Below are 25,299 nucleotides of genomic sequence, written 5' to 3' on the forward strand. Positions count from 1 at the left end.
TTTATTAAGGCTGGAAAATGGAGATCGTCACTCATCTGCCTGGATATACCATCACAGAACAAATCTATGGAGGTTCTCGTACTCTTGTCTATCGAGGTATTCGAGAGTGCGATCGCACTCTCGTAGCGATCAAACTGTTGCGAAATAAATACCCAAATTTCAACGAACTTGTCCAATTTCGCAATCAATACACCATCGCTAAAAGTCTTAACTTTCCTCGCATTATTCAACCCCTAAGTCTAGAAACATATCACAATAGCTATGCCTTAATCATGGAAGACTTTGGTGGAGTCGCCCTATCTACTTATCTCCAACTAGAAATAGATGAAAGTCAACGCTCTAAATCTTTACCTTCAGCAGAATTTCTCCAAATCGCCCTACAACTCACGGAGACTCTCCACTATCTCTACCAGAATAGAGTTATTCATAAAGATATTAAACCCGCGAATATTCTCATAAATCCCGATACCAAACAAATCAAAATCACTGACTTTAGTATTTCTTCCCTCCTACCAAGAGAAACCCAAGAAATTCAAAATCTCAATATCTTAGAAGGAACCTTAGCTTATCTATCTCCCGAACAAACTGGGAGAATGAATCGAGGCATAGATTATCGCAGTGACTTTTATTCTCTGGGTGTCACCTTCTATAAATTATTGACAGGAAAGTTACCATTTATCTCGGAAGATGCAATGGAATTAGTACATTGTCATCTCGCCAAGGAGCCGATTCCAATTCATCAAATTCAGCCTCAAATTCCCTTAGTTTTATCAGCAATTGTCTGTAAGCTAATGGCGAAGAATGCCGAAGATCGCTATCAGAGTGCCTTGGGATTAAAGCACGATTTAGAGATGTGTTTAGCTCAGTTACAAACCACAGGTGAGATAGAAACATTTAAACTCGGAGAGCGAGATATTAGCGATCGCTTTATCATCCCAGAAAAACTCTATGGCAGAGAAAACGAAGTAAATCAGCTATTAACTGCCTTTGAGAGAATCAGCACAGGTCAAACTGAAATGATGCTAGTGGCGGGATTTTCCGGCATTGGTAAAACCGCCGTTGTTAATGAAGTGCATAAACCCATTGTTCGGCAACGGGGTTATTTTATCAAAGGCAAATATGACCAATTTCAGCGCAACATTCCCTTCAGTGCCATTGTCCAAGCTTTCCGCGATTTAATGGGGCAATTGTTAACGGAAAGCGATGTCAAAATTCAGCAATGGAGACATAAAATATTAGAGGCTGTCGGTGAAAATGGACAAGTAATTATTGACGTTATACCCGAATTAGAAAAGATTATTGGTACTCAACCCCCACCCATCAAATTATCGGGAATTGCAGCCCAAAATCGCTTTAATTTCCTCTTTCAAAAATTTCTTCAGGTTTTTACCCAAAAAGAACATCCATTAGTAATTTTCTTAGATGATTTACAATGGGCTGATTCTGCTTCTTTGAATCTGATTCAATTATTAATTGTAAATAGAAAGCAGGGATATTTACTATTAATTGGAGCCTATCGAGATAACGAAGTATCGCCCGCTCATCCTTTGATGATGAGATTAACGGAAATTAGTAAATCTGAGGCTGTTGTTAAGACAATTACTCTCGTACCTCTGAGTCACGTCAAATTAAATCAATTTGTTGCCGATACACTAAAGTGTAGGGAGAATTCAGCTTTTTCTTTGTCGCAATTGATTTATCGGAAAACCCAGGGAAATCCCTTTTTTGCAACACAACTTCTCAAGTCATTATATCAAGATAAATTGATTAAATTTAATTTATCAGAGGGATGTTGGCAATGTGATATTTCTCAAATTAATCAGCAAACACTCACCGACGATGTAGTTGAGTTTATGGTATTTCAATTGCAAAGATTACCAGAATCAACCCAATCTACATTGAAACTAGCTGCTTGTATTGGCAACCAATTTGACTTGCAAACATTAGCGATTGTTTGTCAATTATCTGAGGTGGAAGTCGCAACTGATTTATGGGTCGCTTTACAGACCGATTTGATTTTACCCCAAAGTGATATTTATAAGTTTTATCAGGGCGAAGATAACGATAAATTGAGGCTGGAAAATAAAAACACCAGCGAGCAAATAGCCAAGTATAGATTTTTGCATGACAGGGTACAACAAGCTGCCTATTCTTTGATTCCTGAAGACCAAAAACAAGTAACTCATTTAGCGATCGCTCGGTTGCTGCGACAAAGCACCCCAGACACCGAACTAGAAGCCAAGATTTTCGAGATTGTCAACCATTGGAACAGAGCGATCGCAATTATCCTTGACCAATCGGAAAAAGATAATCTTGCCCAACTTAATTTAATTACTGGACGCAAAGCTAAAGCCTCAAATGCTTACGAACCAGCTTTCAAATATTTCACTACAGGTATAAATTTACTGTCTGATGGTGCTTGGCAGACCCAAACCAGCCTGATGTTAGGATTGCAGGAAGGAGCAACAGAAGCGGCGTATTTGTACGGTAATTACGAGCAAATGGAGCAGGGAGTAAAGGTGATTTTAGCTGCAAATCTCCAAGCGACCGAGTACGTCAAGACCTACGAAATCCAGATTCAGGCTTATACAAATCAGGGGAGATTTCAAGAGGCGATCGCGATCGCTTGTACTGCTTTAAGCGAATTTAACACTTACCTTCCAGAGCAGCCGACACCGACAGATATAACATCGGCTGTAGAAAAGGTAACGGAATTGCTTAATGGTAGAACTGCTGAAGATTTACTCGATTTGCCTGTGATGACAGAACCGGAAGCAGTGGCAATTATGCAGTTACTTTCTAGTGTTACCGGTGCAGCCTATCTTTCTGCTTCCCAACTATTTCCATTTATCGTTCTGACTCAAGTTATGTTGTCGATTCAGAAAGGTAATAACTCCCTATCAGCCTTTAGTTACATTAACTATGCGATTTTATTGAGCAATATGTTAGGGGATTTGGATACAGCTTATGACTTTGCTCAGATGTCATCACAACTAATGGCAAAACTCAATGCACGTTTTATCCAGCCAAAAGTTAATGTTCTCCTGGCTGCGTTTTTTATCCATTATAAATCTCATTTTCGCAACAGTTTAGCTTTATACAGGGAAGGCTTCCAGACAGGCCAGGAAGTCGGCGATATAGAGTTTGCAGGCTATAACGTCCACCATTTATGTCAGTGCGCTTATATAATTGGTCAGGATTTAAATACTTTGGCGACAGAAACAGAGCCTTATTTAAATACCCTATCCAAGCTCAATCTCAAAATATGTTTAAACTACTCTCAGATTATTTTACAAGCAGTTGAGCGGCTCCAAAATAGTCAAAACCAGTCAACTTTGACAAATAAAACAGAGCAAATACACGCCGAACTCACCGCTACTAATGATTTAATTGGATTGCATTATTATTGGGTCTATAGCCTGACTACTTCCTATCTCCTCAATCAATATCCACAGGCAATTCAAGATGCAATAGAAGTGCGTCAAACCCTAGCAGTTGCAGGAAGCGGGGGGATTAGCGAATTAGTTTTTTACTTTTACGATTCCCTGACAGCACTGGCTACCCATACCGAAACTACAGACAAAACCGAACTGCTGGAGCGGGTTTCCAAAAATCAAGCCATACTCCACCATCGTGCAGTTTCCGCACCGATGAACTTTCAACATAAATACGACCTAGTAGAAGCTGAACAACATCGGGTTTTAGGCAAGAATTATGAAGCAGGAGACTGGTACGATCGCGCGATCGCAGGTGCTAAAGCCAATGACTATATCCAAGAAGAAGCTTTAGCGAACGAATTAGCCGCAAAATTTTACCTTGCTTGGGGGAGAGAAAAAATTGCCGCAGGTTATATGCAAGAAGCCTATTACTGTTATGCCCGATGGGGAGCCAAAGCTAAAGTAGTTGATTTAGAAAAACGTTATCCCCAATTACTTGTGCCTATATTAAAGCAAAGCCGTTCGACCCTTTCCACTAATGAAACTATCTTCCCCTTGGAGACTGTTACATCTACCAGTTCTACTACATCCAGCAGTACCAGTGTCTCAGATACCCTAGATTTAACAGCAATTCTCAAAGCATCTCAGACTATCTCTAGTGCCATCGAACTAGAAAAACTGCTGTCATCATTACTGAGAATCGTGATTGAAAATGCAGGAGCCCATAAATGCGTGTTAATGCTGTTGCAAGACCATCATCTGCTAATTCAAGGCGCAATTACTCAGGGAACACAAGCCATTGTGTTGCAAAGCCTTCCCCTTGAAGACAGTCAGGATATTCCCCATAAGCTAATTTATAAAGTTAAGCACAGCCAACAGACTGTGGTGCTACTGGATGCAACCGCAGATATTACCTTAGCTAATGACCCATACATCATCCGTCAGCAGCCCAAGAGTATTTTGTGTAACCCAATTTTGCATCAAGGCAAATTGATAGGCATTTTATATCTAGAAAATAGTTTAATTACAGGAGCCTTTACGAGCGATCGCGTTGAACTTCTGAATCTAATTTGCGCTCAAGCTGCGATTTCCTTAGAAAATGCTCGTCTTTATCAAGCAGCACAACAAGCCTTAAACGACCTCAAACAAGCCCAAATTACCATTATTCAAAGTGAAAAAATGTCCGCCTTGGGTAACTTAGTTGCTGGAGTTGCCCACGAAATTAATAACCCAGTTGGCTTTCTGACTGGCAATATTACTCCCGCCTTAGATTATATCAATGATTTGTTTGGTTTGCTCGATTTGTATCAACAAAAATATCCCCAACCAGATGCCGATATTCAAGAGGAAATTAAAACCATTGAGCTTGACTACATCCGGGAAGACTTACCTAAGTTAGTTGAGTCGATGCAGGAAGGCGTAAAGCGAATTCAAGACATTAGCACCAGTTTGCGAACCTTCTCCCGTGCAGATACTAACCATCCGGTTGCCTGCAATATCCACGATGGGATTGATAGTACCATTATGATTCTGAAACATCGCCTCAAGGCTAACGAAAATCGTCCCCAAATCCAAGTGATTAAAGAGTATGGCAATTTACCGCAAATCAAATGTTATGCCGGACAATTAAATCAGGTATTTATGAATTTATTGAGCAATGCTATTGATGCCCTAGAAGAAGCAAGTCAAGGACGCAAGTATGCAGAAATTGCCAATCAAATTACTGTTAAAACTGAGCTATCAGATGATAAATATCTGGCAATTATTCGGATTAAAGATAATGGTATTGGCATGACTGAAGCAGTACGCGCTCAAATTTTTGAGCATTTATTTACCACAAAAGGAGTAGGAAAAGGCACGGGATTAGGATTAGCGATCGCCCAGCAAATAATTGAAGAAAAACATCAGGGACAAATTACAGTCAATTCTGTCCCTGGTGAAGGTACTGTGTTTGCGATCGCTATCCCTGTTAAATAATACAATATATTAGGAGGAACCTTAGCCGATCTCTGTCCCAAACAAGCTGGAAAAATGAATCGAAGTATAGACTACCGGGTTGAATTTTAAACTAAAGGAGTAAAGTATGACAGCAAATACGCTAGAATTAGAGAAATTACCTGCGAGAGAAAAGCAGTTCCAATATCGCTTAAGATCGATACTTATCTTGGTATCCCTGCTAGTTGCAGGATACATGGGTAACTATTTCGGATTTCCCATTATCTTTCATCTAGACTGGCTATTTGGCAGTATTTTTGTCATGCTAGTTGTCGGATTATATGGCTTAGGTTGGGGAACTATAGCCGCCATGATTTCCAGCGCCTATACAATCTCGATCTGGAATCATCCCTATGGATTTATTCTATTCACCCTAGAAGCGATTGTTGTTGGATGGGGACTGAAACGGCGCAGTAACAATTTATTATTAGTCGATGTAGTTTTTTGGGGAATCATGGGATTTCCTCTGTTTTGGTTACTCTATGGCGTTATCGGGAAAATTCCCTTTCAAAGTGTTTTATTGATTTCGTTCAAAAATCCAATTAACCAAATTTGTAACGCTCTAATTGCCAGTCTAATTTTGACTCATACACCTATTACTAAATGGCTGCGTGTCAAGAATAGCAGGACTCATGCCTTTGAACAAACTCTCCTCAACTTGTTAGTGGCTTTTGTCTTATTACCAGCAATGTTACTGACCATTTGGAACTGTCAGGATGCAACTTTAACAGAACAAAAAAGTGTTTTAGCTAATTTGGAAGATGTTAGACAAAATGCCAGTAAAAATCTTCTAGACTGGCATCAGCAAAGCTTGGTTAAACTACAAGCCTTGGCCTCGCGCGAGCAGGAGAGGGATTTGTTGGACGAGGCGGGAATGCAGGAAAAAATAAAAATTGTTCAAGAAACAATACCAGAGTTTCGCAATCTCTACACTACAGATACAGAGGGAAACATTCTAAATTCAACTGCCGTTCAAAACATTAATCAAAAAGCAGCCAAGCTTGATTTTTTGCCGTTTCAGACTTTATTAACAGCAAAACAGCCGATGCTTTCTGAGGTAGTAACGGTATCCAATTTACCGACAATTATTCAGACAGTACCGATTTTTCAGAGCGAGCAACTTGTGGGGCAAGTCTTAGCAGAAATTGATATCAATACTTTGAAAAAAAGGTTGCTTAATAGTCAAACTGAATTAATCAAGTCTGTGAGTCTGTTGGATCGGCAAAATCGAATTATTGCCAGCAATCGCAGCGAATTAAAGCTAGGAGAAATCTTCGATCGAGATGGGAATGGTGAAATTCGCCAGCTTAATCAAAATACTCATATTTGGATACCGAACCTATCTAAAACCTCTAAGGTTGTGCGTTGGAGAAAATCATTTTACGTACAAAATAGTCCTATTGGTGGCGACCTACCTTGGATAATAGCGATCGAAGAAGCTAATGCTTCCCATCTACTAGCGCTCGATCGAATTTATACCAAAAGCTTCGCTATTTTGATGGTGCTTGCCATTCTATCACCCCTCCTAGCCAAAACCATCAGCAGCAGTCTGGTTAAGCCTTTACTAGAACTTGCCAATCTCACTAGCAATTTGCCAGATAAACTCACAGAACAACAATCCCTGCAAATTCCTGGTAGTCCAATTACTGAAATTAACACCCTCTCCAGTAACTTCCAAGTCATGGCAGGTGCTCTCCAAGATAAATTTCAAGAAATTCAGCAAGTCAATGTGGAGATTCAGCAGGCTAAAGAATTTGCAGATGCGGCAAACAATGCCAAAAGCGAATTTCTTGCTAACATGAGTCATGAATTGCGAACGCCGCTTAATGGTATTCTTGGCTATGCCCAAATCTTGCAGCGCAGCGAACCTCTCAGCGAAAAAGGACACAAAGGCATCGATATTATCTACCAATGCGGCTCTCATTTACTAACCTTAATTAACGATATTTTAGACCTCTCCAAAATCGAAGCCCGCAAACTAGATTTGTATCCGGCACCTTTGCACTTACCCTCATTTCTACAAAATGTTATCGAAATCAATCGCATCCGGGCCGAACAAAAAGGCATTACCTTTGATTACCAAGCTAATTCCCAGCTACCTATCGGAGTTTATGCTGATGAAAAACGTTTGCGTCAGGTTTTAATTAATCTATTGGGTAATGCGATCAAATTCACCGACAAAGGTAGTGTTACTTTTAAAGTTGAACCTATCGGTCAAAAAATTCGCTTTCAAATTGCAGATACCGGAACCGGTATGACTTCAGAGCAAGTCGAAAAAATCTTTCTGCCCTTTGAACAAGTCGGCGATACTAAAAAGCAAGCCGAAGGTACGGGATTGGGATTAGCAATTAGTCATAAAATTGTGGCGCTAATGGGGAGTGAAATTACTGTCGATAGTATTCCTGGTGAAGGTAGCACCTTTTCCTTTGAAGTAGAATTACCTGAAGCTGAAGATTGGGCAAGCACTTCTCGATTAGTCCCGGAAGGGAAGATAGTTAGTTATGCCGGTGAGAAGCGGCGCATATTAGTTATAGACGATCGCTGGGAAAATCGATCGGTTATAGTCAATCTGTTAGAACCCATCGGCTTTGAAGTCATTGAAGCTGCCAACGGGATCGAAGGCATCGAACAGGCGCTGAAAACCTTACCCGATTTAACTATTACCGACTTAAGTATGCCTATAATGGATGGGTTTGAATTTTTGCGTCAACTCCGTTCCCATCCCCAATTACAAAACCAGATTGCGATCGTCTCTTCTGCCAGCGTATTTGAGATCGATCGCCATAATAGCCTGAAGGCAGGAGGCAATGATTTCTTGCCCAAACCCGTGCAAGCTGAAACTTTGCTCGAGATCCTTCAAAGCCACCTGCAATTAGAGTGGATTTACGACACAAATAATAGCGAGAACGAGAATTCTGAGTTAGCAACCGATGAAATTCAGCCACCAGCCATAGAAATCTTAAACCAACTCTTTGAACTTGCACAAGATGGCGAACTAGACGGTATTATTGAAGTAGCACAACAAATTCAACAGGGTAATACGGCTGCTTTTGCCGGACAACTGATCCGCCTTGCCGATGCTTGCGAAATCCGACAACTGCGGGCATTGATCCAACACTATTTGCCTTGAAACCTTAGAGAAATTATGGCTCAGCCTACCCAACCTTTTATCTTGATTGTGGATGATAATACAACTAATCTATCTGTGCTATCTCAAGCCTTGAAAGCTGCCCAGTATAAAGTACGCATGGCTACAGATGGCGAAGATGCTCTGGCACAGGTAGAGCGCCACCATCCCGAATTAATCCTGCTAGATATTGAAATGCCGAACATGGATGGTTTTGAAACCTGTCGCCGCCTGCAAGCTAACCCTACTACCCAAGGGATTCCCATCATTTTTATGACATCCCTAGCGGATACCGAAAAGAAAGTCAAAGGCTTATCTTTAGGCGCTGTTGATTACATTACCAAACCCTTTGAAGCATCGGAAGTGTTAGCTCGGATCAAAGTTCATTGGCGATTGAAGCAGCTTACTGACTCTTTGGAACGGCAAGTTTCCGAGCGAACCCAAGCTCTGGAACAGGCTCAAGTGCAACTGGTGCAACAGGAGAAACTCTCGGCACTGGGGGAGTTGGTGGCTGGGGTTGCCCACGAAATTAACAATCCTCTCGGTTGCATTGTTGGCAATGTCAATGCTGCTGAAGATTACATTAATGACTTGTTAGAAATTATCGATCTCTATGCTGAGAAATTTCCCCAGCCTGGTGCAGAAATTGAAGCTAAACTCAAAGAGATCGACTTAGATTATCTTCGCGAAGATTTACCAAAACTGATTGGCGCGATGAAAGATGGAGGGGAGCGCATCACGACTATCAGTAAGAGTCTCCGCATTTTCTCTCGCGCTGATAGCGATGTTAAGCAAGATTTTAATATTCACGATGGCATCGATAGCACGGTGATGATTTTACGCCATCGCCTTAAAGCTAACAATTATCGTCCTGAAATTAAAGTGATTGCAAAGTATGGCAATCTGCCAGAAATTAAATGTTTTCCGGGTCAACTTAATCAGGTGTTTATAAATTTGTTAGCCAATGCGATCGATGCGATCGATGAAGGCAATCAAGGGCTTACTTATGCCGAGATTCAAGCTCGGAGTAACCATATTATTATCAAAACCGAATTATCACCGCAACAACAAGTAGTTATTCGGATTCAAGATAATGGTAAGGGGATGACTGAGGAGGTAAAGAAAAGGATTTTCGATCGCTTATTTACTACCAAAGGAGTTGGGAAAGGCACGGGGTTAGGGTTGGCGATTGCCCATCAAATTATAGTTGATAAGCATCATGGATCGATCGGTGTCAATTCTTCACTAGGAGCAGGAACAGAGTTTGTTATCACCTTACCACTTAAAATGGTATAGGCGGTTAGGGGCTAGGGGCTAGGGGCTAGGGGCTAGGGGGAGGGGGAAGATGGGGAAGATGGGGAAGGTAAGTAGGAGGGATTAGCAATTAGCAATTAGCAATTAGTAATTAGCAATTAGTAATTAGCAATTAGCAATTAGCAATTAGCAATTAGCAATTAGCAATTAGCAATTAGCAATTAGCAATTAACAAACAACAATTCAATAATATTGACTGATAAACTTGCGAATGTGTTGAGCGATCGCCTCCGGTACTTCCTGCGGCAAATTGCTCCCCCCGCCACTAACAACTTGCATTTCGGCTTTAGGAGCTAGCCCAGCGTAGGATTGGCTCAGTGACAAACTTACTGCCTTATCTTCCGACCCTTGTAAAATCAACATAGGTATCTTCAGCCAACAGGCGCGATCGTCCAATAACTCTCCTTGAATTTCTACCTGTCTGCGATCGAACAAAAGCTTAGCAGCCGCAGGCGACTTAGATAAACCTTGCTTCAGTTGGATCAATCCCTCAAGTTTTTTTTGAACGCCCAAAATTCTAGCCACAGGAGAGAGCGATCGCAATACCCCTAAACCAGCAGTCGGCAGCACCCACAACCACCTCGCCCACAACCAGCGCTGCTTTAAAGATCCTACCTTCAACCCCTCTGGTGCCAAAAGTACCAAACCCAAAACTCGATCCGAATACTTCAACGCATAACTCGCCGCAATCCAGCCTCCCAGAGAATGAGCAACTAAATAAAACTGCCGCAGTTTCAAAGTCTCCAAATACTCAGCCAAACACTCAACCTCTAACTCAATCGAATAGTGAATCTTGCGAGCCGCCGGCTCAGACTCACCAAAACCCAGCAAATCGGGTGCAAAACAATGGTAATCGGCACCTAAACGTTCAATCACGGGTAGCCATTGAGCACTGTCATGCAACGAGCCATGCAAGAATACCACATCAGCACCAGAGCCGATTTCACGCCAGAAGATTTGCCCAACAGAGAGCTTTACGCGGGAATTACGGAGCGATAAATACATCCTTGTTCAATGTTGAGGCGTAAAAAATTTGATAATTGTCATAACAGAGCGAACTCAAACCTCAAAGAAGATTGTACGCCAAAGGGGAATCTTACCCACACCTAAATTGATACACCCGATCTTGCATAGGCCTAGATTCTTATTAACTTCTTTCTAGCTTAAGCCAGAGTCGTCAGACCATTAAAATAGTCTTGTAACTGCTGGCTGTGGTCATGGCTGAGCTTACCCTCTGGCAACGAAGCCGGAAAGAAAGCTTGAACCTCGCTAACCTCAAGGGTATCGTAGGCTTGCATATTACCTTGCACTTCCGCTTCCACCACTACACAAATAGAATGAATTCTCGGATCGCGATCGGGAGCAGAGTATACGCCCACTAAACGGCGAATCTTCACTAATTCTAAGCCTGTTTCCTCGGCTAATTCGCGGCGGACGGAGGTGAGAATATCTTCGCCCCAGTCTACCATTCCCCCCGGCAATGCCCATAAACCATTATCACGGCGGCGAATTAAGACTATTCTACCGTCTGGCAATAAAGGGATAACGCTAGTGCCGGTGATGGGGTGACGAAAGATCAGGCCCAATACCGTTTGTCCAATCTGCCACAATCGACGCATAAGAAGGAAGAAGGAAGAAGGAAGAGGGAAGAAGGAAGTAGGAAGAAGATTTTTTGAGATTGACTTACAACTATCGAAACTTGATGATTATAGAACTTACGCACCCTTACAGTATGGCCGCCAACGGGTACAGAAAAGAAACTATCAAGATGGCGGTGTTAGGGATAGTTTTGCGTAAGCTCTAGTTTAATTTATGTATCATTAGTTAAATTTAAGATTCTAATTCCTTCCATTTAGCTTTTGAGTCTTATCCACCAGTCACGACTCAGGACTTAAGACTGCTAAAAAGTCGGCTAAAACTTCCTCTGCATGGGATTCTGGTTTGACTTTGCGGTAGATTTTTTCAATCCTACCATCTGGAGCGATCGCATAAGTCATCCGGGTGATGCCCACATATTCTTTGCCCATAAATTTCTTGAGCCCATAGCAACCGTAAGCGGTAGCGACTTTACCCCCCTCATCGCACAGCAAGGGAAAAGGTAGTTGATATTTGTTCACAAATTTAGCGTGGGATTTGGCATCGTCGGTGCTGACACCGAATACAGCGATATTCCGAGACTGGAACTCGGAGTATATATTGCGGAAGCCGCAAGCTTCTTTAGTACAGCCGGGAGTGTTATCGCGAGGGTAAAAATACAGCACAACTCGCACTCCTCGCAAATCTGCGAGGCTGATTTGGTTGCCTTGAGCGTCGGGTAAGCTGAAGTCAGGAGCTAAATCTCCAGGGTTAAGGGTCATCTGTTAATTTTGTCAAGAGGGCAATTGGTTTTTCGCGGCTGCCTGGAGCCTGCTATGATCTATTTGTGAAGTATCTGTAAACAAACTAGCTTAACGCGGGATACCGCGTTCTAGTAAAGTAATAATTCACGCAATTCTGGGGGTGCCATAAATTCAGCACTTCAATCAGAATTAGTAAGACCAGTTCGGTCTGAAGTTACGCCTGTGGACAAGTTGGAGCCGACTCCCTTGGTAGAAGCAGGAAATGAACGTTAAATCTACTATAGGTAGATTTGAGTAAGTTTCATAGAACGGTAACTACTCGATATATGAGTAGCTCTAATGCCCACAGGTGGCAGAATGAGTCTCGGAGAGGCTCCGCGGCTGCTTAAAAATATGCAGCCGTTTTGTTGTTTATTATTGAGGTCAGCATGGCTAAACGCCGCAATCTAAAGAAAGAGAAAGCCCTACGGAATCAAGCTTACGCACGCAAGTTTCGCAAACGTAAAACTACGCCTTTTTACTCTGGCGGCAGAGGCGGCCAGCGGTCGTCTGATGGCGGGAGGCAACAAAACGACATGGCGGCTGCTGAAACCTAATGGCCAAGGCGCTCGTGGGCTGCGGCAATTGCTTTTCTGACTTGCTCGAATCCGGTTCCGCCGTAACTATTACGAGCTGCAACTACTTGCCGGGGAGCGATCGCATCGTATATATCTGACTCAAACTGAGGGTGCAACCCTTTCCACTCCTCAATGCTTAAATCTTTGAGGAGTTTGCCCCCCACGATGCAGGTTTTGACAACTTTGCCTACGAGGTTGTACGCTTCCCGGAAAGGTACGCCCCGTGCTGCTAGATAGTCTGCTACGTCTGTGGCGTTGGAAAAGTCTTCCGCCACAGCAGCGGCTAGGCGATCGCCATTAAATACAATTCCTTCGCTCATCAGTACCGCCATTGCTTCTAAGCAAGCTTTGACGGTTTTTACGCTATCAAACAAGGCTTCTTTATCGTCTTGCAAATCTTTGTTGTAGGCCAAGGGTAAACCTTTCATTAGCACTAGCATACCTTGCAAGTGACCAAAGACGCGCCCGGTTTTTCCCCGCACCAGTTCGGGCACATCGGGATTTTTCTTTTGGGGCATGATGCTGGAACCCGTAGCACAGCTATCTTTGAGCGTGATAAATCCAAATTCCTGAGTTGACCAGAGGATGATTTCTTCTGCTAAACGACTCAGATGTACCATGATCAAGCTGGCCGCTGCCAGAAATTCGATCGCAAAGTCGCGATCGCTCACTCCATCCAAGCTATTAGCATAAACTCCTTCAAATTGCAAGAGTTCCGCCGTAAAATGTCGGTCAATGGGAAAAGTAGTTCCTGCCAGCGCCCCGGAACCCAAAGGCGAAATATTCACCCTCTTACTCACATCACCCAGACGTTCCCAATCCCGGTCTGCCATTTCAAAGTAAGCTAACAGATGATGAGCTAAACTCAAAGGCTGAGCGCGTTGTAGGTGAGTGTAACCAGGAATCAAGGTTTCTACATTCTGCTCAGCGATGCTGAGTAAAACATATTGAAATTCCCTCAATTGGTGGCGAATTTTGGCAATTTCTGCCCGCAGGTAAAGGCGGGTATCAGTACCCACTTGGTCATTGCGCGATCGCGCCGTGTGCAACTTTTTGCCCACATCCCCAGTAATTTCCGTTAGTCGCTTTTCGACAGCAAAGTGGACATCTTCCGCCTCAACTCCCGGCTTAAAAAAGCCTTGCTGATATTCCAGGCGAATCTGTTCCAAACCAGCAACCAGTTGTTCGCCTTCCGCCGCAGAAATTATCCCAGTTTTAGCCAACATTGTTGCATGAGCTACAGAACCAGTGATGTCATATTCGATCAGTTCAATGTCAAAACTAATACTGGCATTGAAACGTGCGATCGCAGGGTGCAACGCCGATTCAAACCTTTGGCTCCAAGTTTTAGGGTCAGTTGTCATAGGTGTCAAGTATCAAGTGTCAAGTGTCCTACATTGCCGATTGCATTAGAATACTTGAACTCTGCCATTAACCGTTAACTGTTAACTGTTAACTGTTAACAAATCTAAGGCATAATACCCTTAATGAACCATCCCACAAAGAGACCAATTATAAAAGCCGCAGCTTGACCACTTGAAAGGAAGTTACTCCAGGCTTTCTGGATATCACCAAAAATGTCATAGGTTTGACCTAACAACACTGTCCCATCAAAAAGCGAATTCCAAAGTAACAAAAGTAGACTATCATTCGCATCAGTCAGACTGAAGAAATGGTTAGTAATTTCCGGCACGGTATTAAGAATCATTTGTATTTTCCCCTGAAGCAGAAAGTTTTACTCGCATTACAACAAGCGTCATGTCATCCCCATTGCGGTTTCCCAGACCAATAAACTGCTGAACTCGATCGAACAAGTAATCTAAAATAGCTTGGGACTCTTGATAATTATGACAAGCCCACTGAAAAGCCGCACTTAAGTTTTCCTCATCAAACCGATCGCCCCTTTGGTTAGCAGCATCAGTAAAACCATCAGTGTAATAAATAATAGTATCTCCCGGAGATAATTGCACTTGCGCCTCAAAATAGTGCGAATCTGCATCCAAACCGATCAGCATTCCTAAAGTATCTAGCCGTTTAAGAGAATTTGTTGCCGACTGCCAGAGCAAAGGTGGGTTGTGAGCCGCATTACTGTAAGATAGAATCCGCGTTTTAGGATCGTACTCAGAATAAAACAAAGTCACAAATCGGTGGGAATTATCCAAATCCGCGTACATCACCCGGTTTAAATGTTGGAGAATTCTAGAAGGCGAGTGGCGGTTTAAAACTTCAGCTCGTAGCATCCCCCGCGTCATCGTCATAATTAAACCCGCAGGTACGCCTTTCCCCATGACATCGCCAATCACAATACTCCAGCGACCTTTTTCAATTTTAGATTTGAGATTTTGTAGCAGGGAGGAAGGATATTCTCCTTCACGGGATTTCAAAAGCGGGTCATAATCAGCGGGAATAAAATCATAGTAATCTCCCCCAACTCGGCTAGCAGTTTCGCAACGAGCGGCCACATCAACGCCGGGAATCTTCGGGCATTGTCGAGGAAGCAACCGCAGTTGAATTTCGGCTCCAATTTCTAATTCTCTGTCTAAACGTTCTTTTTCTTGTAACTTAACAGTAAGTTCGTCATTTGCGATCGCAACTGCTGTTTGATCGGCTACTAATCTGACTAATTTCTGCCGACTTGGAGTCCAAACATATTCGGGATCGTGGCTAAAAACATAGAGGCGACCGCGTTCGGAATTCTTCACCAGAATAGGAGCTCCAAACAAGTGAACATCCTCGCCCAAATAGCGGCTTACTTGATCGTCAAGACTTGCAGTAGAAGTTTGCAGAAAAGTTTCAGGAAAAGCCTCTAAAGGGTTTCCCATCTCAGCCACAACTTCGCGAGTTGCTATCTCCAGAGCTTTCCGCATATCTTGACACTGGCGACCTTCCTGACAGTGCAACTGCTGGAACCTAACTTGACCATTTGGCTTAAAAAGTACCAGAGCTCCACCGTCAGCATCAGTAACGCGAGTGGCGACTAAAGGAATTAACTCTAAGAATTGATTGAGATTGTTAAAACTACGAAGGGCAAATCCCAAGGAACTCAACATATCTTGAATATTATGCTGTTCCCGATGCAGTCGCGCCACCAGTTCTTTAAGTGCGAAAACTGGCGTTACTTCTGAAGGATTACGACCGGGAGAGCGGTCAGCCGGTTGAGGTGATGGTCTTGGCAAAGGCACAGCAGTCATCGGGTTGGGATTTATTAGTAACAGGCTTAATTGAACTTGGGATTAATTGCTAATTGCTAATTGCTAATTGCTAATTGCTAATTGCTAATTGCTATTAACTTTAGCTATTAACAGTTAACAGTTAACAGTTAACCACTCAGTAGCGCTTCTACAAACTCATAACTAGAAAAAGGGCGGAGGTCTTCGATGCTTTCCCCGACACCAATAAACCGGATTGGTAGACCTAGCTGCTGTACTACAGCCAGTGCCACACCACCTTTAGCAGTTCCATCGAGTTTTGTCAAGACTACTCCACTAAGTTGTGCTGCCTCTGAGAAAACTTCAGCCTGTCGCAAACCATTTTGCCCCAAGGTTGCATCCAAAACTAATAGAGATTCTACGACAGCACCGGGAGCTTTTTTGTCTATAATGCGACGGATTTTGCTAAGTTCGTCCATCAAATTTTTCTTGTTTTGGAGGCGACCGGCGGTGTCAACAATTAAGAGTTCTGTATTTCGTGATTGAGCAGCGGCGATCGCATCAAATACTACAGCAGCGGGGTCAGTATTTTTCCCAGGATTGGCAATCACTTCTACATCGCTACGGGCTCCCCACACTTTCACTTGTTCTACTGCGGCGGCCCGAAAAGTATCAGCGGCCGCTATTAAGGTTCGGTAGTCTGATTTCTGAGCAAGGTGGGCTATTTTACCAATAGTTGTAGTTTTACCAGCTCCATTAACCCCAACTATCAGCCAGATATTGAGGGTATCTTTTTCTGGCGCAAAAGTTAAGCTGTAGGCAGGATTTCCAGAAGCGCTTTCTTGGCAAGGCTTATCGAGGAGTTCGCGTAAAAGTTTTTTAAGATAAGCGATCGCTTGTTCGGGAGGTAACACTTCCTCTCGCAGTTTTTGCTGCAAAGCATTAACAATAATATCTGTAGCCTCAACTCCGACATCTGCTTGCAATAGCAGTGACTCAATTTCGATCACTGCATCTTGATTGAGGGGGCCTTGGCCAACTATGGCTTTAAGCTGGTTAATCAAACTACGGCGGGTTCTCTCTAACCCTTGCCGCAATTTTTGTAGCCAAGTAATTTCTTCAAAAGAAATTTGATCGGGACGGCGACCTTGAGAAGCTAAAATTTCTGCTGACCACACGAAACCCTCATCGAAATCAACTGGAAATTCTTCATCAATAACTGTCGAAGGTTCGGCTGCTGTTGAATTAATAGCAGCGATCGTTTCTTCTGGTTCTTCAATTGCCGTTTCTTTTAATCGTTCGATCCGCGCTTCTCGTTCAGCTTGGGCCCTTGCCCAAAATGGTAAGGGTTCGGCAGTCGTTGTTTCTGAGGGTGGAGTTTCTGATGCAGAAATTGTTGCTTCGCCTGGAGTTTCTGGCGAAATCGCTAGCGGTGGTGCAGAGGTTTCTGCTTCTATTTCTGGTGTTTTTGCTGTTGTTACTTCTTCTACTGGATGAATTAATTCTGTTTGTTCAGCAGGTGTTTCCGCTATAGAAATCTGTAAAGTTTGTGTAGCAATTTCTAGTTCAGCAACAGATTCAGTAATTTCTGGCGGCGTAACTTCTGGTGTAGCTGATTCCTCAATTTGGGGAGTCTCAGCAACAGGTTCAGTAATTTCTGGCGGTGTAACTTCTGGTGTAGCTGATTCCTCAATTTGGGGAGTCTCAGCAACAGATTCAGTAATTTCTGGCGGCGTAACTTCTGGTGTGGCTGATTCCTCAATTTGGGGAATCTCAACAACAGGTTCAGTGATTTCTGGCGGCGCGATCTCAGGTGTAGCTGATTCCTCTACCTGCGAAACCTCCGCAGCGGTTTCTACCTCAAGTGGTTCCGTAACTGCTGGGGGCGAGACTTCTGCGGTTTCAGCCAGTCCTTTTTGCTGCTGAATATTTTTATAGGCGGCTTTAGCCCAACTTAGGTAGTCTTCAGCAACGGCTTCAGGCTGTTCTTCCTCTGGAGGCGTTGATTCCGTAGAATCAGTTTCCGGTTCAGCGGATTTAGCCTCGTCGTTTTGGGAGTCGTCGGGGCGATCGCTATACTGGCGGCGAAACCAATTAAAAACCATAGTGAAAGGGGGAATGATGAGGGATAAAATATAAAGACACGCTTTACACTTCACACTTTACCCTTATCATTACCAATTACCAATTCCTAATTACCGATCGCCTCCAGCTATTCTAAGCTAAGCTCGATTCTGGCTTAATTTTCTCCACAGCCCGCCGCAGCACTCCATTAATGAACCGGTATCCCTCATCACCGCTGTAGCGTTTAGCCAATTCTATAGCTTCGTTAATCCCTACCTGTTCGGGAAGGTCGAGAAACATGATTTCAGCCACAGCGATCCGCATGATATCTCTGTCAATTCGAGGTAAGCGATCTATTTGCCAATCTACCAGCGCCGCACTCAGCAATTCATCAATTGCAGGGCGGTTAGCGCTTACTGTACCCAGGATCTTTAAGGCATAGATGCGAACATCCTCTTGGTTGGCTAGATGGATTGTTTCTGGCAATTCTAGGGCTATACCTAAGCGATTAATGGCCGTTTGGGTCAGTTCTATGGCTTCGTGTACCATTGTCCTGGCAGTCTGCAAGTCAGGGGCACGGATTTCACTGGCCAGGAGGCGATCGCTACCCCGTTGCACTTCGGCGGCGGCTGTTTCGATCGCATCTTGGACTTCCCCCGCCAGGGTGCGGACAGCCGCTAATACCACATCTTGTAATTGTTGCGCTTCTAAGCGTTCTGGATTTGCGGGTAGTTGGCTAATACCAAGAAGTGCCACTTCACGCGCCGTTTCGCGGGCTTTTTTCATATTAGTTAGTGGTTAGTTGTTAGTGGTTAGTGGTTATTTGTTGGTTGTTGGTTGTTAGTAAAACAGGACTTACGCACCCTTACGGTGTCTACCAAATCTGGCTTAATATCCTCTTTAATTCTTTAAGTCCGCGTAGGCGGACTTTGTTTGTGTAGACGCGATTTCAATCGCCGAGAAATAAACCATCACCAAAGTTTTGAGTACAGTTAACAGTTAACAGTTAACAGTTAACAGTTAACTGTTAACTGTTAACAATCTTCTTCTACAGGAACAGGTTGTAACCTACTTTCAGAAAGTAAGGGTTCTAGCTTTTTGCCTGGGATATTTGCTAATGGTACAGGAATAGAGACAGTAGGATTAACAATACCGCCAGATATTATTACCTTAAAAGCATCTTCAACAGACATAGAGAGAGTAATCACTTCATTTTCTGGGACGATCGCGTACCAGCCAGTAGTAGGATTGGGTGTAGTAGGGACGAAAATACTAATCATAGTGCCTTGTAGGTGAGACTCAATCTCGGCGCTTACCGTATTCGTGACAAAACCCAAGGCCCAAATCCCTCGTCGAGGATACTCTACCAATATTACGCGGCGAAATTTATCATTAGACTTGAGGATAGTTTCTAGAAGCTGCTTGAGGGTTTTGTAAACCGAGCCGGCTAGAGGTATCGCCTGTAATAGCCTTTCACCAAAATCTAGCAGCCATCGCCCCGCAATATTGCGAGCCATCAAACCGATTAGTAAGATGCTCAGCAGGGGGACAGCAAGACCTACCAAGAAATTCAGTAGATTTACTAACAGTGGGTGGAGTCCGTCAAAGGGATTGATCTGGTTGGGAACTTTGGTAAGAAAATTAATGACCCAACTAGCAATAGTAATCGTCAGCCAAATTGTGGTAGCTAAGGGGATCACTACCAACAGACCTGCAATCAGGTCATTTTTTAAGTCCTGCTTGAAGCGTTGGAACATGGTAGTCTACTGTCCTTAATAACTGGCTCAGGGAACAAGTCAAATGTGAGAGGGTTTAGACTAGGCTGGTTTTGAGGATAGTAGCTGTTTTATTGTCTGCTATCCGGCAAGATTGCGCCTTGGTCTCAGGGAAGAGTTCGCGATGGCTACGCCGGCCGCAGGCATCGCGCATCTTCTGTGTACCTGCTTGAGGTTTTTCTGACAATCAGGCACAGGGATTGGGTGAATCCGTAAGCTCTGATTCTAAGAATTATGCCAGTCAAATGTATATTTTAAGACAATTTTAATTAGGAGGTGACTTCTAACCTCTGAAGACATATATGATTAGGACTAAAGCCCCGGACAATCAGTAGGGTGCGTAACTAAGCCCAAACTCTGAGCCTATCAATCTCTAAAAAAAGCCTAACGCACCCACAAGTTGATTTAACTGTGACAGTTGCGTAAATCTATATAAGTTAGAGTCGATCGCGGCACTGCTAACAGTCGAGGTATCAGATGGAAATTGGTGTTCCCAAGGAAATCAAGGATCAAGAATTTCGTGTCGGGCTCAGTCCCATGAGCGTTCGGGTATGTTGCGATCGCGGCCATGCAGTCTTTGTGGAGAGTGGTGCTGGTATTGGTGCTGGTTTTACAGATGCCGACTATATTCAAGCTGGGGCGAAGATTGTATCAAACTCTCAGGATGCCTGGAATCGAGAATTGGTGGTAAAGGTTAAAGAACCTTTACCTGTGGAATACCCGCTGATGCAAAAAGGGCAGTTGCTCTTTACATACTTGCATTTGGCGGCGCATCGCCAGCTAACTGAATATTTAATCGCTTCGGGAGTGCAGGCGATCGCTTACGAAACTGTCGAGCTCCCAGATCAAAAATTGCCCCTATTAACCCCGATGAGTATCATTGCAGGCCGCTTGTCTGTGCAGTTCGGAGCTCGGTTTCTCGAACGCCAGCAAGGGGGGCGAGGCGTGCTTTTAGGGGGTGTCCCTGGAGTTAAACCGGGTAAAGTGGTAATTCTCGGTGGCGGTATCGTCGGTACGGAAGCCGCTAGAATTGCCGTAGGTTTGGGCGCTCAGGTACAGATTTTAGATGTAAATTTGGAGCGTTTGGCTTATCTGGAGACTATCTTCGGTTCTAGAGTGGAATACCTCTACAGCAGTTCATCTCAAATTGAGGCTGTTGTTCCTGATGCTGATTTGCTCATTGGTGCGGTATTAGTTTTGGGCCGTCGAGCTCCGATTCTAGTATCTCGCTCTTTGGTCAGCAAGATGCACCCTGGTTCGGTGATTGTCGATGTGGCTGTTGACCAAGGGGGTTGTGTGGAAACTCTGCGAGCGACTTCTCACACTAATCCTACTTACATTGAGGAAGGTGTTGTCCATTATGGTGTCCCGAATATGCCGGGGGCAGTTCCTTGGACGGCTACTCAAGCACTGAATAATAGCACTTTGCCTTATGTTGTCCAACTTGCCAATCGCGGTATTAAAGCTCTCGAAGGTAACTCTGCTTTAGCAAAGGGTTTGAATGTTCAGAATGGTCGTTTGGTGCATCCTGCGGTGCGGGAGGTGTTTCCTGATTTGGCAGATTAGGTTTGAAAAAAGATCGCGATCGGGACTTACACACCCAACCAAAGAAACCGGGTTTTTTGACGAAAATACTTCGTTTTTACCCACATACGAACTCAAAAACCCGGTTTCTGGGCCCAATCATTTAATCGTGTCTGAAAACGACTTTAGCTATTAGTCAGGGGTTTTAACCCCTGACAGGTTCTCAGTTTAAAAATACGCCGCCTTCTGCTTGAACGTTCAGCGATTTTGTATCAACGCTTAAATCAGTTGTAGCGCTAAAACTGACTTGCAAGAATCCGGGTGTCGCGGTTGCTTGAGGACGTACCATTAATAATCCCCCGTCTTCGCGCTGGTAAGTGATAGTGACGGGAGTTTTTAGACCTTTAAGCTGAATTTCTGACTGTTCCCCTAGTGTTCGCGGTTGCGTGTCCCCTACTACTTGATAACTAATTAAAGCATTTGTCGTATTCACCAGTTTGATTGTGACTACGCCTTCTGAGGGTTCTACTCTGGCGCTAGGTAGGGGGAATCGCGCAGGGGCCGCCATTGTCTGCGCGGGTGTCTGTGGGGTGGCCTGTGGTGCGGCTGGGGTGGCATTGGGTTGGGTGGTTGCAGGTTGGGCCTTTGCTGGTTCCTGACTCGCGGGTTCTGTGGTAGCAGGCGCGGCTGCCGGTTTCCCTTGAGGTGGAGGCCCACCTGCGAAGGCAATTGTACTTAGACTGACAAGCAGGCTAGCACTGAGGACTCCTAGCCAACTGAGGTTTGTTTTGAGTGGGTTATTGTGTGAAATCATCAATATATCTCCTATAATCTGTGAGGAAAGTTATGAGCCTAATCGTTATACAGTGTGAGGTATTGCCAGCGTGTTTTACTAGAACAAAGGTTTTTGTTGCTGAATGTGAGTTTGACGAAAATGGTTACAACCATGATTCTTTCGTTGAACAGCCTCGAAATGACATAGGCTAAATCAATGCTTTTAGCCGTCATCGAACTCAGATTGCTAAGCAACATCCTCTTGGATCGTAAAACTTGGGCTTTTTAGAGCATCAATAGGAAGTCAACTCAAATATTAGAGCATGAAAGTATCAAAATTACCTCCTTTCTCTGGTAAGATATTTTACTCTTGCTCGGCAAGTTTTAGTTGCGATCGCCCCTCCTAGAAAATTAAAAATTAAAAATCAAAAATTAAAAATTGAATGCCAGAAAATTGAATACTAGAAAATTGTTTTATTAGTTTGGTAATGATGCCAATCTTTTTTAACGGGATTCTTCGGCTCTGTATGCAGGTAAGATAACTGTAACGATCGTACCTCTGTTGAGTTCGCTTTCAATGCGAATGTCGCCGTGATGATTTTTTACAATTCCTTGAGCGATCGCTAATCCCAATCCTGACCCCGCAGCGGTACGATGAGTACGAGCTGGATCTGCACGATAGAAGCGATCGAACAAATGAGGTATCGCTTCTGGTGGAATCCCAATACCAGTATCTTTAATTTTAACCTGTAAAGCCCTGTTGAGAGCTGAGGGCTTCTTGCCTTTGGCTGGAAGTTGCAATTCAATGTCAACTTTACCGCCAGAGGGGGTGTAATGCAGTGCGTTACTGATAAGATTTGTGAACAAACGAGCTAATTGATCCCAGTCACCACAGAGCGTAAAATCATCCTCAGATGTGTCCAGATCGACTATTTCCAGTGAGAGGTTGATACCTGCTGCGATCGCGATCGCCTTTTGTTCTGCGATCGCCTCCATTAACAAAGCATCTAAGGGAACAGGAAGCAATTGCGGCTGTACTATACCGCTATCTTGTCTAGCTAAGAATAGCAAATCATCAACCAATTTTCCCAACCTCCGAGTCAGCCTTTCTATAAGTAGTAGCTGTTGTTGCTGTTGAGGTTCGATATCTGGTTCTGCTAAAGCTACTTGTACATTAGTTTGAATAGTTGCGATCGGATTTCTCAGTTCGTGAGAAGCATCAGCAGTAAATTGTTTAAGATGTTGATAAGACTCTCGCACCGGTTCCATCGCCAACCCCGATAATAACCAGCCAATAGCAGCAACAGAGATCACCATTAAACCAGTACCCAGGCTTAAATCTAGCATCAATTGACGAATAGGTTTAGTAACTTCAAACCAGGGATGGCTAACCCGCAAATATCCTAACACTTGGCGACCAACTTCTACGCGGTCTGTCACCTGTCTGAGGATGTAAGATGAATCATTTGTTTTTTTATAGACTGTCTCACCAGTACGGTTAGGATTGAGGCGAATATCCAGAGGTTCAGCGAGAGTAGACCAGAGTAATTCCCCTGTAGGACTAAACCATTCTAGATCGATATGGTCGTCTTCTACGTCAACATCATTATCTCGAAAGCTATCAAAAACATTAACTTGAAATTGGCCATTGAGAACTACGGGAGACATTGCGGGGGGAGTTTCTACGGGTTCGATAACGAGGGATCTTTCTACTACTTCTACTACGTGGTTGAGGGTGTCGTCGATGCGTTCAATTAAGGTAGTACGAACGTAGATATAGAAACCTGTAGCAAATAGTAATAAGAGGACGGCGGTAACGGCGGTATACCAAATAGCGAGGCGACGACGAGTAGCTTGAAACATAACACCTGGTAAGTAGAAGGAAGAAGGAAGAAGGAAGAAGGAAGAAGGAAGAAGGAAGAAGGAAGAAAATTTTAGTTATCTAGGAGAGAAGGAAGAATGTTTATACAGTCAGCTTTTTAGCCATCCCGATCTTATGTTTAATTAGGTGGATTTACTTAATTGGTAATTGGTAATTGGTAATTGGTAATTGGTAATTGGTAATTATCCATCTCCCCCATCTCCCCTATCTTCCCCATCTCCCCCTCTCTTCCTCTTTCCCTAGCCCCTAGCCCCTAGCCCCTAGCCCCTAGCCCCTAGGGCGTGTTTTCAAACTCGTTGTATCCTAAAAATAGGCGATCGCAGGCAGGTGTGTTTATGAATAGAGGAGACTTAAGTACCGAACAGTGGGAAAGGTTAAAACCCCTACTTCCCCCGCTTAAACCGCGAACAGGTAAGCCCAATCACGACCACCGACAGGTTGTCAATGGCATCGGAGTGGATACTGAGAACTGGTGCGCCCTGGCGAGACCTACCAGAACGTTATGGAAAGTGGGAAAGTATAGCCACACGGTTTTATCGGTGGCAAAAAGCCGATATCTGGAAACAAGTCTTAGAACACCTACAAGCCGATGCGGACAAACAAGGAAACCTAGACGCTTGACGTGCATTACGTTGATGGAACTGTAATTCGTGCCCACCAACACGCCGCAGGTGGAAAAAAGGGGGTGAAGAAGAGGAGAAACTAGGTCGTTCTCGCGGTGGCTTTAGCACAAAAATACACATACGTTGTGAGGGTAAAGGTAAACCGATAACTTTTCTTCTCACTCCCGGTCAACTTATGAAGTCAATATTTTTAGAACAATTGATGGAACAAGGAGCAGTCAAACGTTCTGGGCGAGGTCGTCCCCGTATCCGTCCTTCAAGAGTCGTAGGAGATAAAGGCTACACAGGTCGTCGTATCCGTAGTTACTTACGACGGCGAGGTATCCGTTTTACCATCCCACGACTGTCAAATGAACCCCGTCACGGTCCTTTTAGTCGGGAAATCTACCGTCAACGCAACATTGTTGAACGTGCTATCAACCGACTTAAGCAATGGAGACGTATTGCTACACGATATGAGAAACTTGCTGCAAATTATACAGCCATGATTACGATCGCCTTTATCTGGTTATGGTTGTAGTTTGAAAACACGCCCTAGGGGCTACGATGCTCAGGGCTAGGGAAGAGGGAAGAGGCAAGAGGTTACTCTGTAAAGGATTCTGGACTAAAGGTAACAGTTGTACTTGCCCTAATCGCCCTGGCGGTTGCTATAACCCTAGTTTGTCACTCTAGGAAGAGT

The 25,299-nt window shown here is 43.8% G+C and carries 16 protein-coding genes and 1 pseudogene; 6 read left to right on the plus strand and 11 right to left on the minus strand.

Annotated features, from left to right (window positions below):
• Nucleotides 1-17 precede the first annotated feature (17 nt).
• The 3 genes from OSCIL6407_RS0118320 to OSCIL6407_RS0118330 all read left to right on the plus strand — a co-directional run bounded on the left by OSCIL6407_RS0118320 (nt 18) and on the right by OSCIL6407_RS0118330 (nt 9,855).
• On the plus strand, nt 18-5,414 hold the full coding sequence (locus OSCIL6407_RS0118320) for a trifunctional serine/threonine-protein kinase/ATP-binding protein/sensor histidine kinase (protein WP_007355728.1): 5,397 nt from the start codon (nt 18-20) through the stop codon (nt 5,412-5,414).
• A gap of 106 nt (nt 5,415-5,520) precedes the next feature.
• Entirely contained in the window at nt 5,521-8,562 is a 3,042-nt protein-coding gene (locus OSCIL6407_RS0118325) for a hybrid sensor histidine kinase/response regulator (protein WP_007355729.1), read from the plus strand.
• Nucleotides 8,563-8,577: 15 nt separating this feature from the next.
• Nucleotides 8,578-9,855 (plus strand): sensor histidine kinase, encoded by a 1,278-nt coding sequence (locus OSCIL6407_RS0118330; protein WP_007355730.1) that lies wholly within the window; start codon nt 8,578-8,580, stop codon nt 9,853-9,855.
• A 201-nt stretch (nt 9,856-10,056) separates the two neighbouring features.
• Here OSCIL6407_RS0118330 and OSCIL6407_RS0118335 read toward each other — a convergent pair whose 3' ends face one another.
• The 3 genes from OSCIL6407_RS0118335 to bcp form a co-directional block, all read right to left on the minus strand.
• Nucleotides 10,057-10,878 carry an alpha/beta fold hydrolase gene (locus OSCIL6407_RS0118335; protein ID WP_007357313.1) on the minus strand — a complete coding sequence of 274 codons (822 nt, stop codon included), beginning with the start codon at nt 10,876-10,878 and terminating at the stop codon, nt 10,057-10,059.
• Nucleotides 10,879-11,036: 158 nt separating this feature from the next.
• Nucleotides 11,037-11,492: an NUDIX domain-containing protein gene (locus OSCIL6407_RS0118340; protein WP_007357312.1), complete on the minus strand. Its 456-nt coding sequence runs from the start codon at nt 11,490-11,492 to the stop codon at nt 11,037-11,039.
• A 258-nt stretch (nt 11,493-11,750) separates the two neighbouring features.
• Nucleotides 11,751-12,230, minus strand: coding sequence for a thioredoxin-dependent thiol peroxidase (bcp, locus tag OSCIL6407_RS0118345; protein WP_007357311.1), 480 nt, complete (start codon nt 12,228-12,230; stop codon nt 11,751-11,753).
• A gap of 410 nt (nt 12,231-12,640) precedes the next feature.
• Between bcp and OSCIL6407_RS36285 the strand changes: the two genes are divergently transcribed.
• Nucleotides 12,641-12,808: a hypothetical protein gene (locus OSCIL6407_RS36285; protein ID WP_007357310.1), complete on the plus strand. Its 168-nt coding sequence runs from the start codon at nt 12,641-12,643 to the stop codon at nt 12,806-12,808.
• On the opposite strand, the gene argH is transcribed toward OSCIL6407_RS36285, so the two are convergent.
• The 6 genes from argH to OSCIL6407_RS0118380 form a co-directional block, all read right to left on the minus strand.
• Nucleotides 12,805-14,193 carry an argininosuccinate lyase gene (gene argH / locus OSCIL6407_RS0118355; protein ID WP_007357309.1) on the minus strand — a complete coding sequence of 463 codons (1,389 nt, stop codon included), beginning with the start codon at nt 14,191-14,193 and terminating at the stop codon, nt 12,805-12,807. The genes OSCIL6407_RS36285 and argH overlap by 4 nt on opposite strands.
• A 104-nt stretch (nt 14,194-14,297) precedes the next feature.
• On the minus strand, nt 14,298-14,537 hold the full coding sequence (locus tag OSCIL6407_RS0118360) for a hypothetical protein (RefSeq protein ID WP_007357308.1): 240 nt from the start codon (nt 14,535-14,537) through the stop codon (nt 14,298-14,300).
• The gene (locus OSCIL6407_RS0118365) at nt 14,527-16,020 is read right to left on the minus strand and encodes a PP2C family protein-serine/threonine phosphatase (RefSeq protein ID WP_007357307.1); all 1,494 of its coding nucleotides are present in this window, start codon (nt 16,018-16,020) and stop codon (nt 14,527-14,529) included. The genes OSCIL6407_RS0118360 and OSCIL6407_RS0118365 overlap by 11 nt, the downstream gene beginning before the upstream one ends.
• Before the next feature lie 128 nt (nt 16,021-16,148).
• Nucleotides 16,149-18,083, minus strand: a complete 1,935-nt coding sequence (gene ftsY, locus OSCIL6407_RS0118370) for a signal recognition particle-docking protein FtsY (RefSeq protein WP_007357306.1) — start codon at nt 18,081-18,083, stop codon at nt 16,149-16,151.
• A gap of 112 nt (nt 18,084-18,195) precedes the next feature.
• Nucleotides 18,196-18,828, minus strand: coding sequence for a transcription antitermination factor NusB (gene nusB / locus OSCIL6407_RS0118375; RefSeq protein ID WP_007357305.1), 633 nt, complete (start codon nt 18,826-18,828; stop codon nt 18,196-18,198).
• Between the two features lie 248 nt (nt 18,829-19,076).
• A complete protein-coding gene (locus tag OSCIL6407_RS0118380) occupies nt 19,077-19,799 on the minus strand; it encodes a DUF502 domain-containing protein (RefSeq protein WP_007357304.1) in 723 nt (240 codons plus the stop codon).
• Nucleotides 19,800-20,294: 495 nt separating this feature from the next.
• Here OSCIL6407_RS0118380 and ald point away from each other — a divergent pair, with 495 nt between their 5' ends.
• Complete coding sequence (gene ald, locus OSCIL6407_RS0118385; RefSeq protein ID WP_007357303.1) at nt 20,295-21,383, plus strand: alanine dehydrogenase; 1,089 nt, start codon at nt 20,295-20,297, stop codon at nt 21,381-21,383.
• Between the two features lie 181 nt (nt 21,384-21,564).
• Here ald and OSCIL6407_RS0118390 read toward each other — a convergent pair whose 3' ends face one another.
• Together OSCIL6407_RS0118390 and OSCIL6407_RS0118395 are read right to left on the minus strand one after the other, a co-directional pair.
• Nucleotides 21,565-22,155, minus strand: a complete 591-nt coding sequence (locus tag OSCIL6407_RS0118390; protein WP_007357302.1) for a hypothetical protein — start codon at nt 22,153-22,155, stop codon at nt 21,565-21,567.
• Nucleotides 22,156-22,619: 464 nt separating this feature from the next.
• Nucleotides 22,620-23,978, minus strand: coding sequence for a sensor histidine kinase (locus tag OSCIL6407_RS0118395; protein ID WP_007357301.1), 1,359 nt, complete (start codon nt 23,976-23,978; stop codon nt 22,620-22,622).
• A 354-nt stretch (nt 23,979-24,332) separates the two neighbouring features.
• Between OSCIL6407_RS0118395 and OSCIL6407_RS36290 the strand changes: the two are divergent.
• Nucleotides 24,333-25,140: pseudogene (locus OSCIL6407_RS36290) on the plus strand (IS5 family transposase).
• Nucleotides 25,141-25,299 lie beyond the last annotated feature (159 nt).

The organism is Kamptonema formosum PCC 6407 (assembly GCF_000332155.1).
Taxonomy (GTDB): Bacteria; Cyanobacteriota; Cyanobacteriia; order Cyanobacteriales; family Microcoleaceae; genus Kamptonema; species Kamptonema formosum.

What these genes read in the sequence shown, in the direction of transcription:
- OSCIL6407_RS0118330 (WP_007355730.1), top strand. Translation starts at nt 8,578, where the DNA reads ATGGCTCAGCCTACCCAACCTTTTATCTTGATTGTGGATGATAATACA.
- OSCIL6407_RS0118325 (WP_007355729.1), top strand. Translation starts at nt 5,521, where the DNA reads ATGACAGCAAATACGCTAGAATTAGAGAAATTACCTGCGAGAGAAAAG.
- OSCIL6407_RS0118390 (WP_007357302.1), bottom strand. Translation starts at nt 22,155, where the DNA reads ATGATTTCACACAATAACCCACTCAAAACAAACCTCAGTTGGCTAGGA.
- ftsY (WP_007357306.1), bottom strand. Translation starts at nt 18,083, where the DNA reads ATGGTTTTTAATTGGTTTCGCCGCCAGTATAGCGATCGCCCCGACGAC.
- OSCIL6407_RS36285 (WP_007357310.1), top strand. Translation starts at nt 12,641, where the DNA reads ATGGCTAAACGCCGCAATCTAAAGAAAGAGAAAGCCCTACGGAATCAA.
- nusB (WP_007357305.1), bottom strand. Translation starts at nt 18,828, where the DNA reads ATGAAAAAAGCCCGCGAAACGGCGCGTGAAGTGGCACTTCTTGGTATT.
- OSCIL6407_RS0118340 (WP_007357312.1), bottom strand. Translation starts at nt 11,492, where the DNA reads ATGCGTCGATTGTGGCAGATTGGACAAACGGTATTGGGCCTGATCTTT.
- OSCIL6407_RS0118360 (WP_007357308.1), bottom strand. Translation starts at nt 14,537, where the DNA reads ATGATTCTTAATACCGTGCCGGAAATTACTAACCATTTCTTCAGTCTG.
- OSCIL6407_RS0118365 (WP_007357307.1), bottom strand. Translation starts at nt 16,020, where the DNA reads ATGACTGCTGTGCCTTTGCCAAGACCATCACCTCAACCGGCTGACCGC.
- OSCIL6407_RS0118380 (WP_007357304.1), bottom strand. Translation starts at nt 19,799, where the DNA reads ATGTTCCAACGCTTCAAGCAGGACTTAAAAAATGACCTGATTGCAGGT.
- argH (WP_007357309.1), bottom strand. Translation starts at nt 14,193, where the DNA reads ATGACAACTGACCCTAAAACTTGGAGCCAAAGGTTTGAATCGGCGTTG.
- OSCIL6407_RS0118395 (WP_007357301.1), bottom strand. Translation starts at nt 23,978, where the DNA reads ATGTTTCAAGCTACTCGTCGTCGCCTCGCTATTTGGTATACCGCCGTT.
- OSCIL6407_RS0118335 (WP_007357313.1), bottom strand. Translation starts at nt 10,878, where the DNA reads ATGTATTTATCGCTCCGTAATTCCCGCGTAAAGCTCTCTGTTGGGCAA.
- ald (WP_007357303.1), top strand. Translation starts at nt 20,295, where the DNA reads ATGGAAATTGGTGTTCCCAAGGAAATCAAGGATCAAGAATTTCGTGTC.
- OSCIL6407_RS0118320 (WP_007355728.1), top strand. Translation starts at nt 18, where the DNA reads ATGGAGATCGTCACTCATCTGCCTGGATATACCATCACAGAACAAATC.
- bcp (WP_007357311.1), bottom strand. Translation starts at nt 12,230, where the DNA reads ATGACCCTTAACCCTGGAGATTTAGCTCCTGACTTCAGCTTACCCGAC.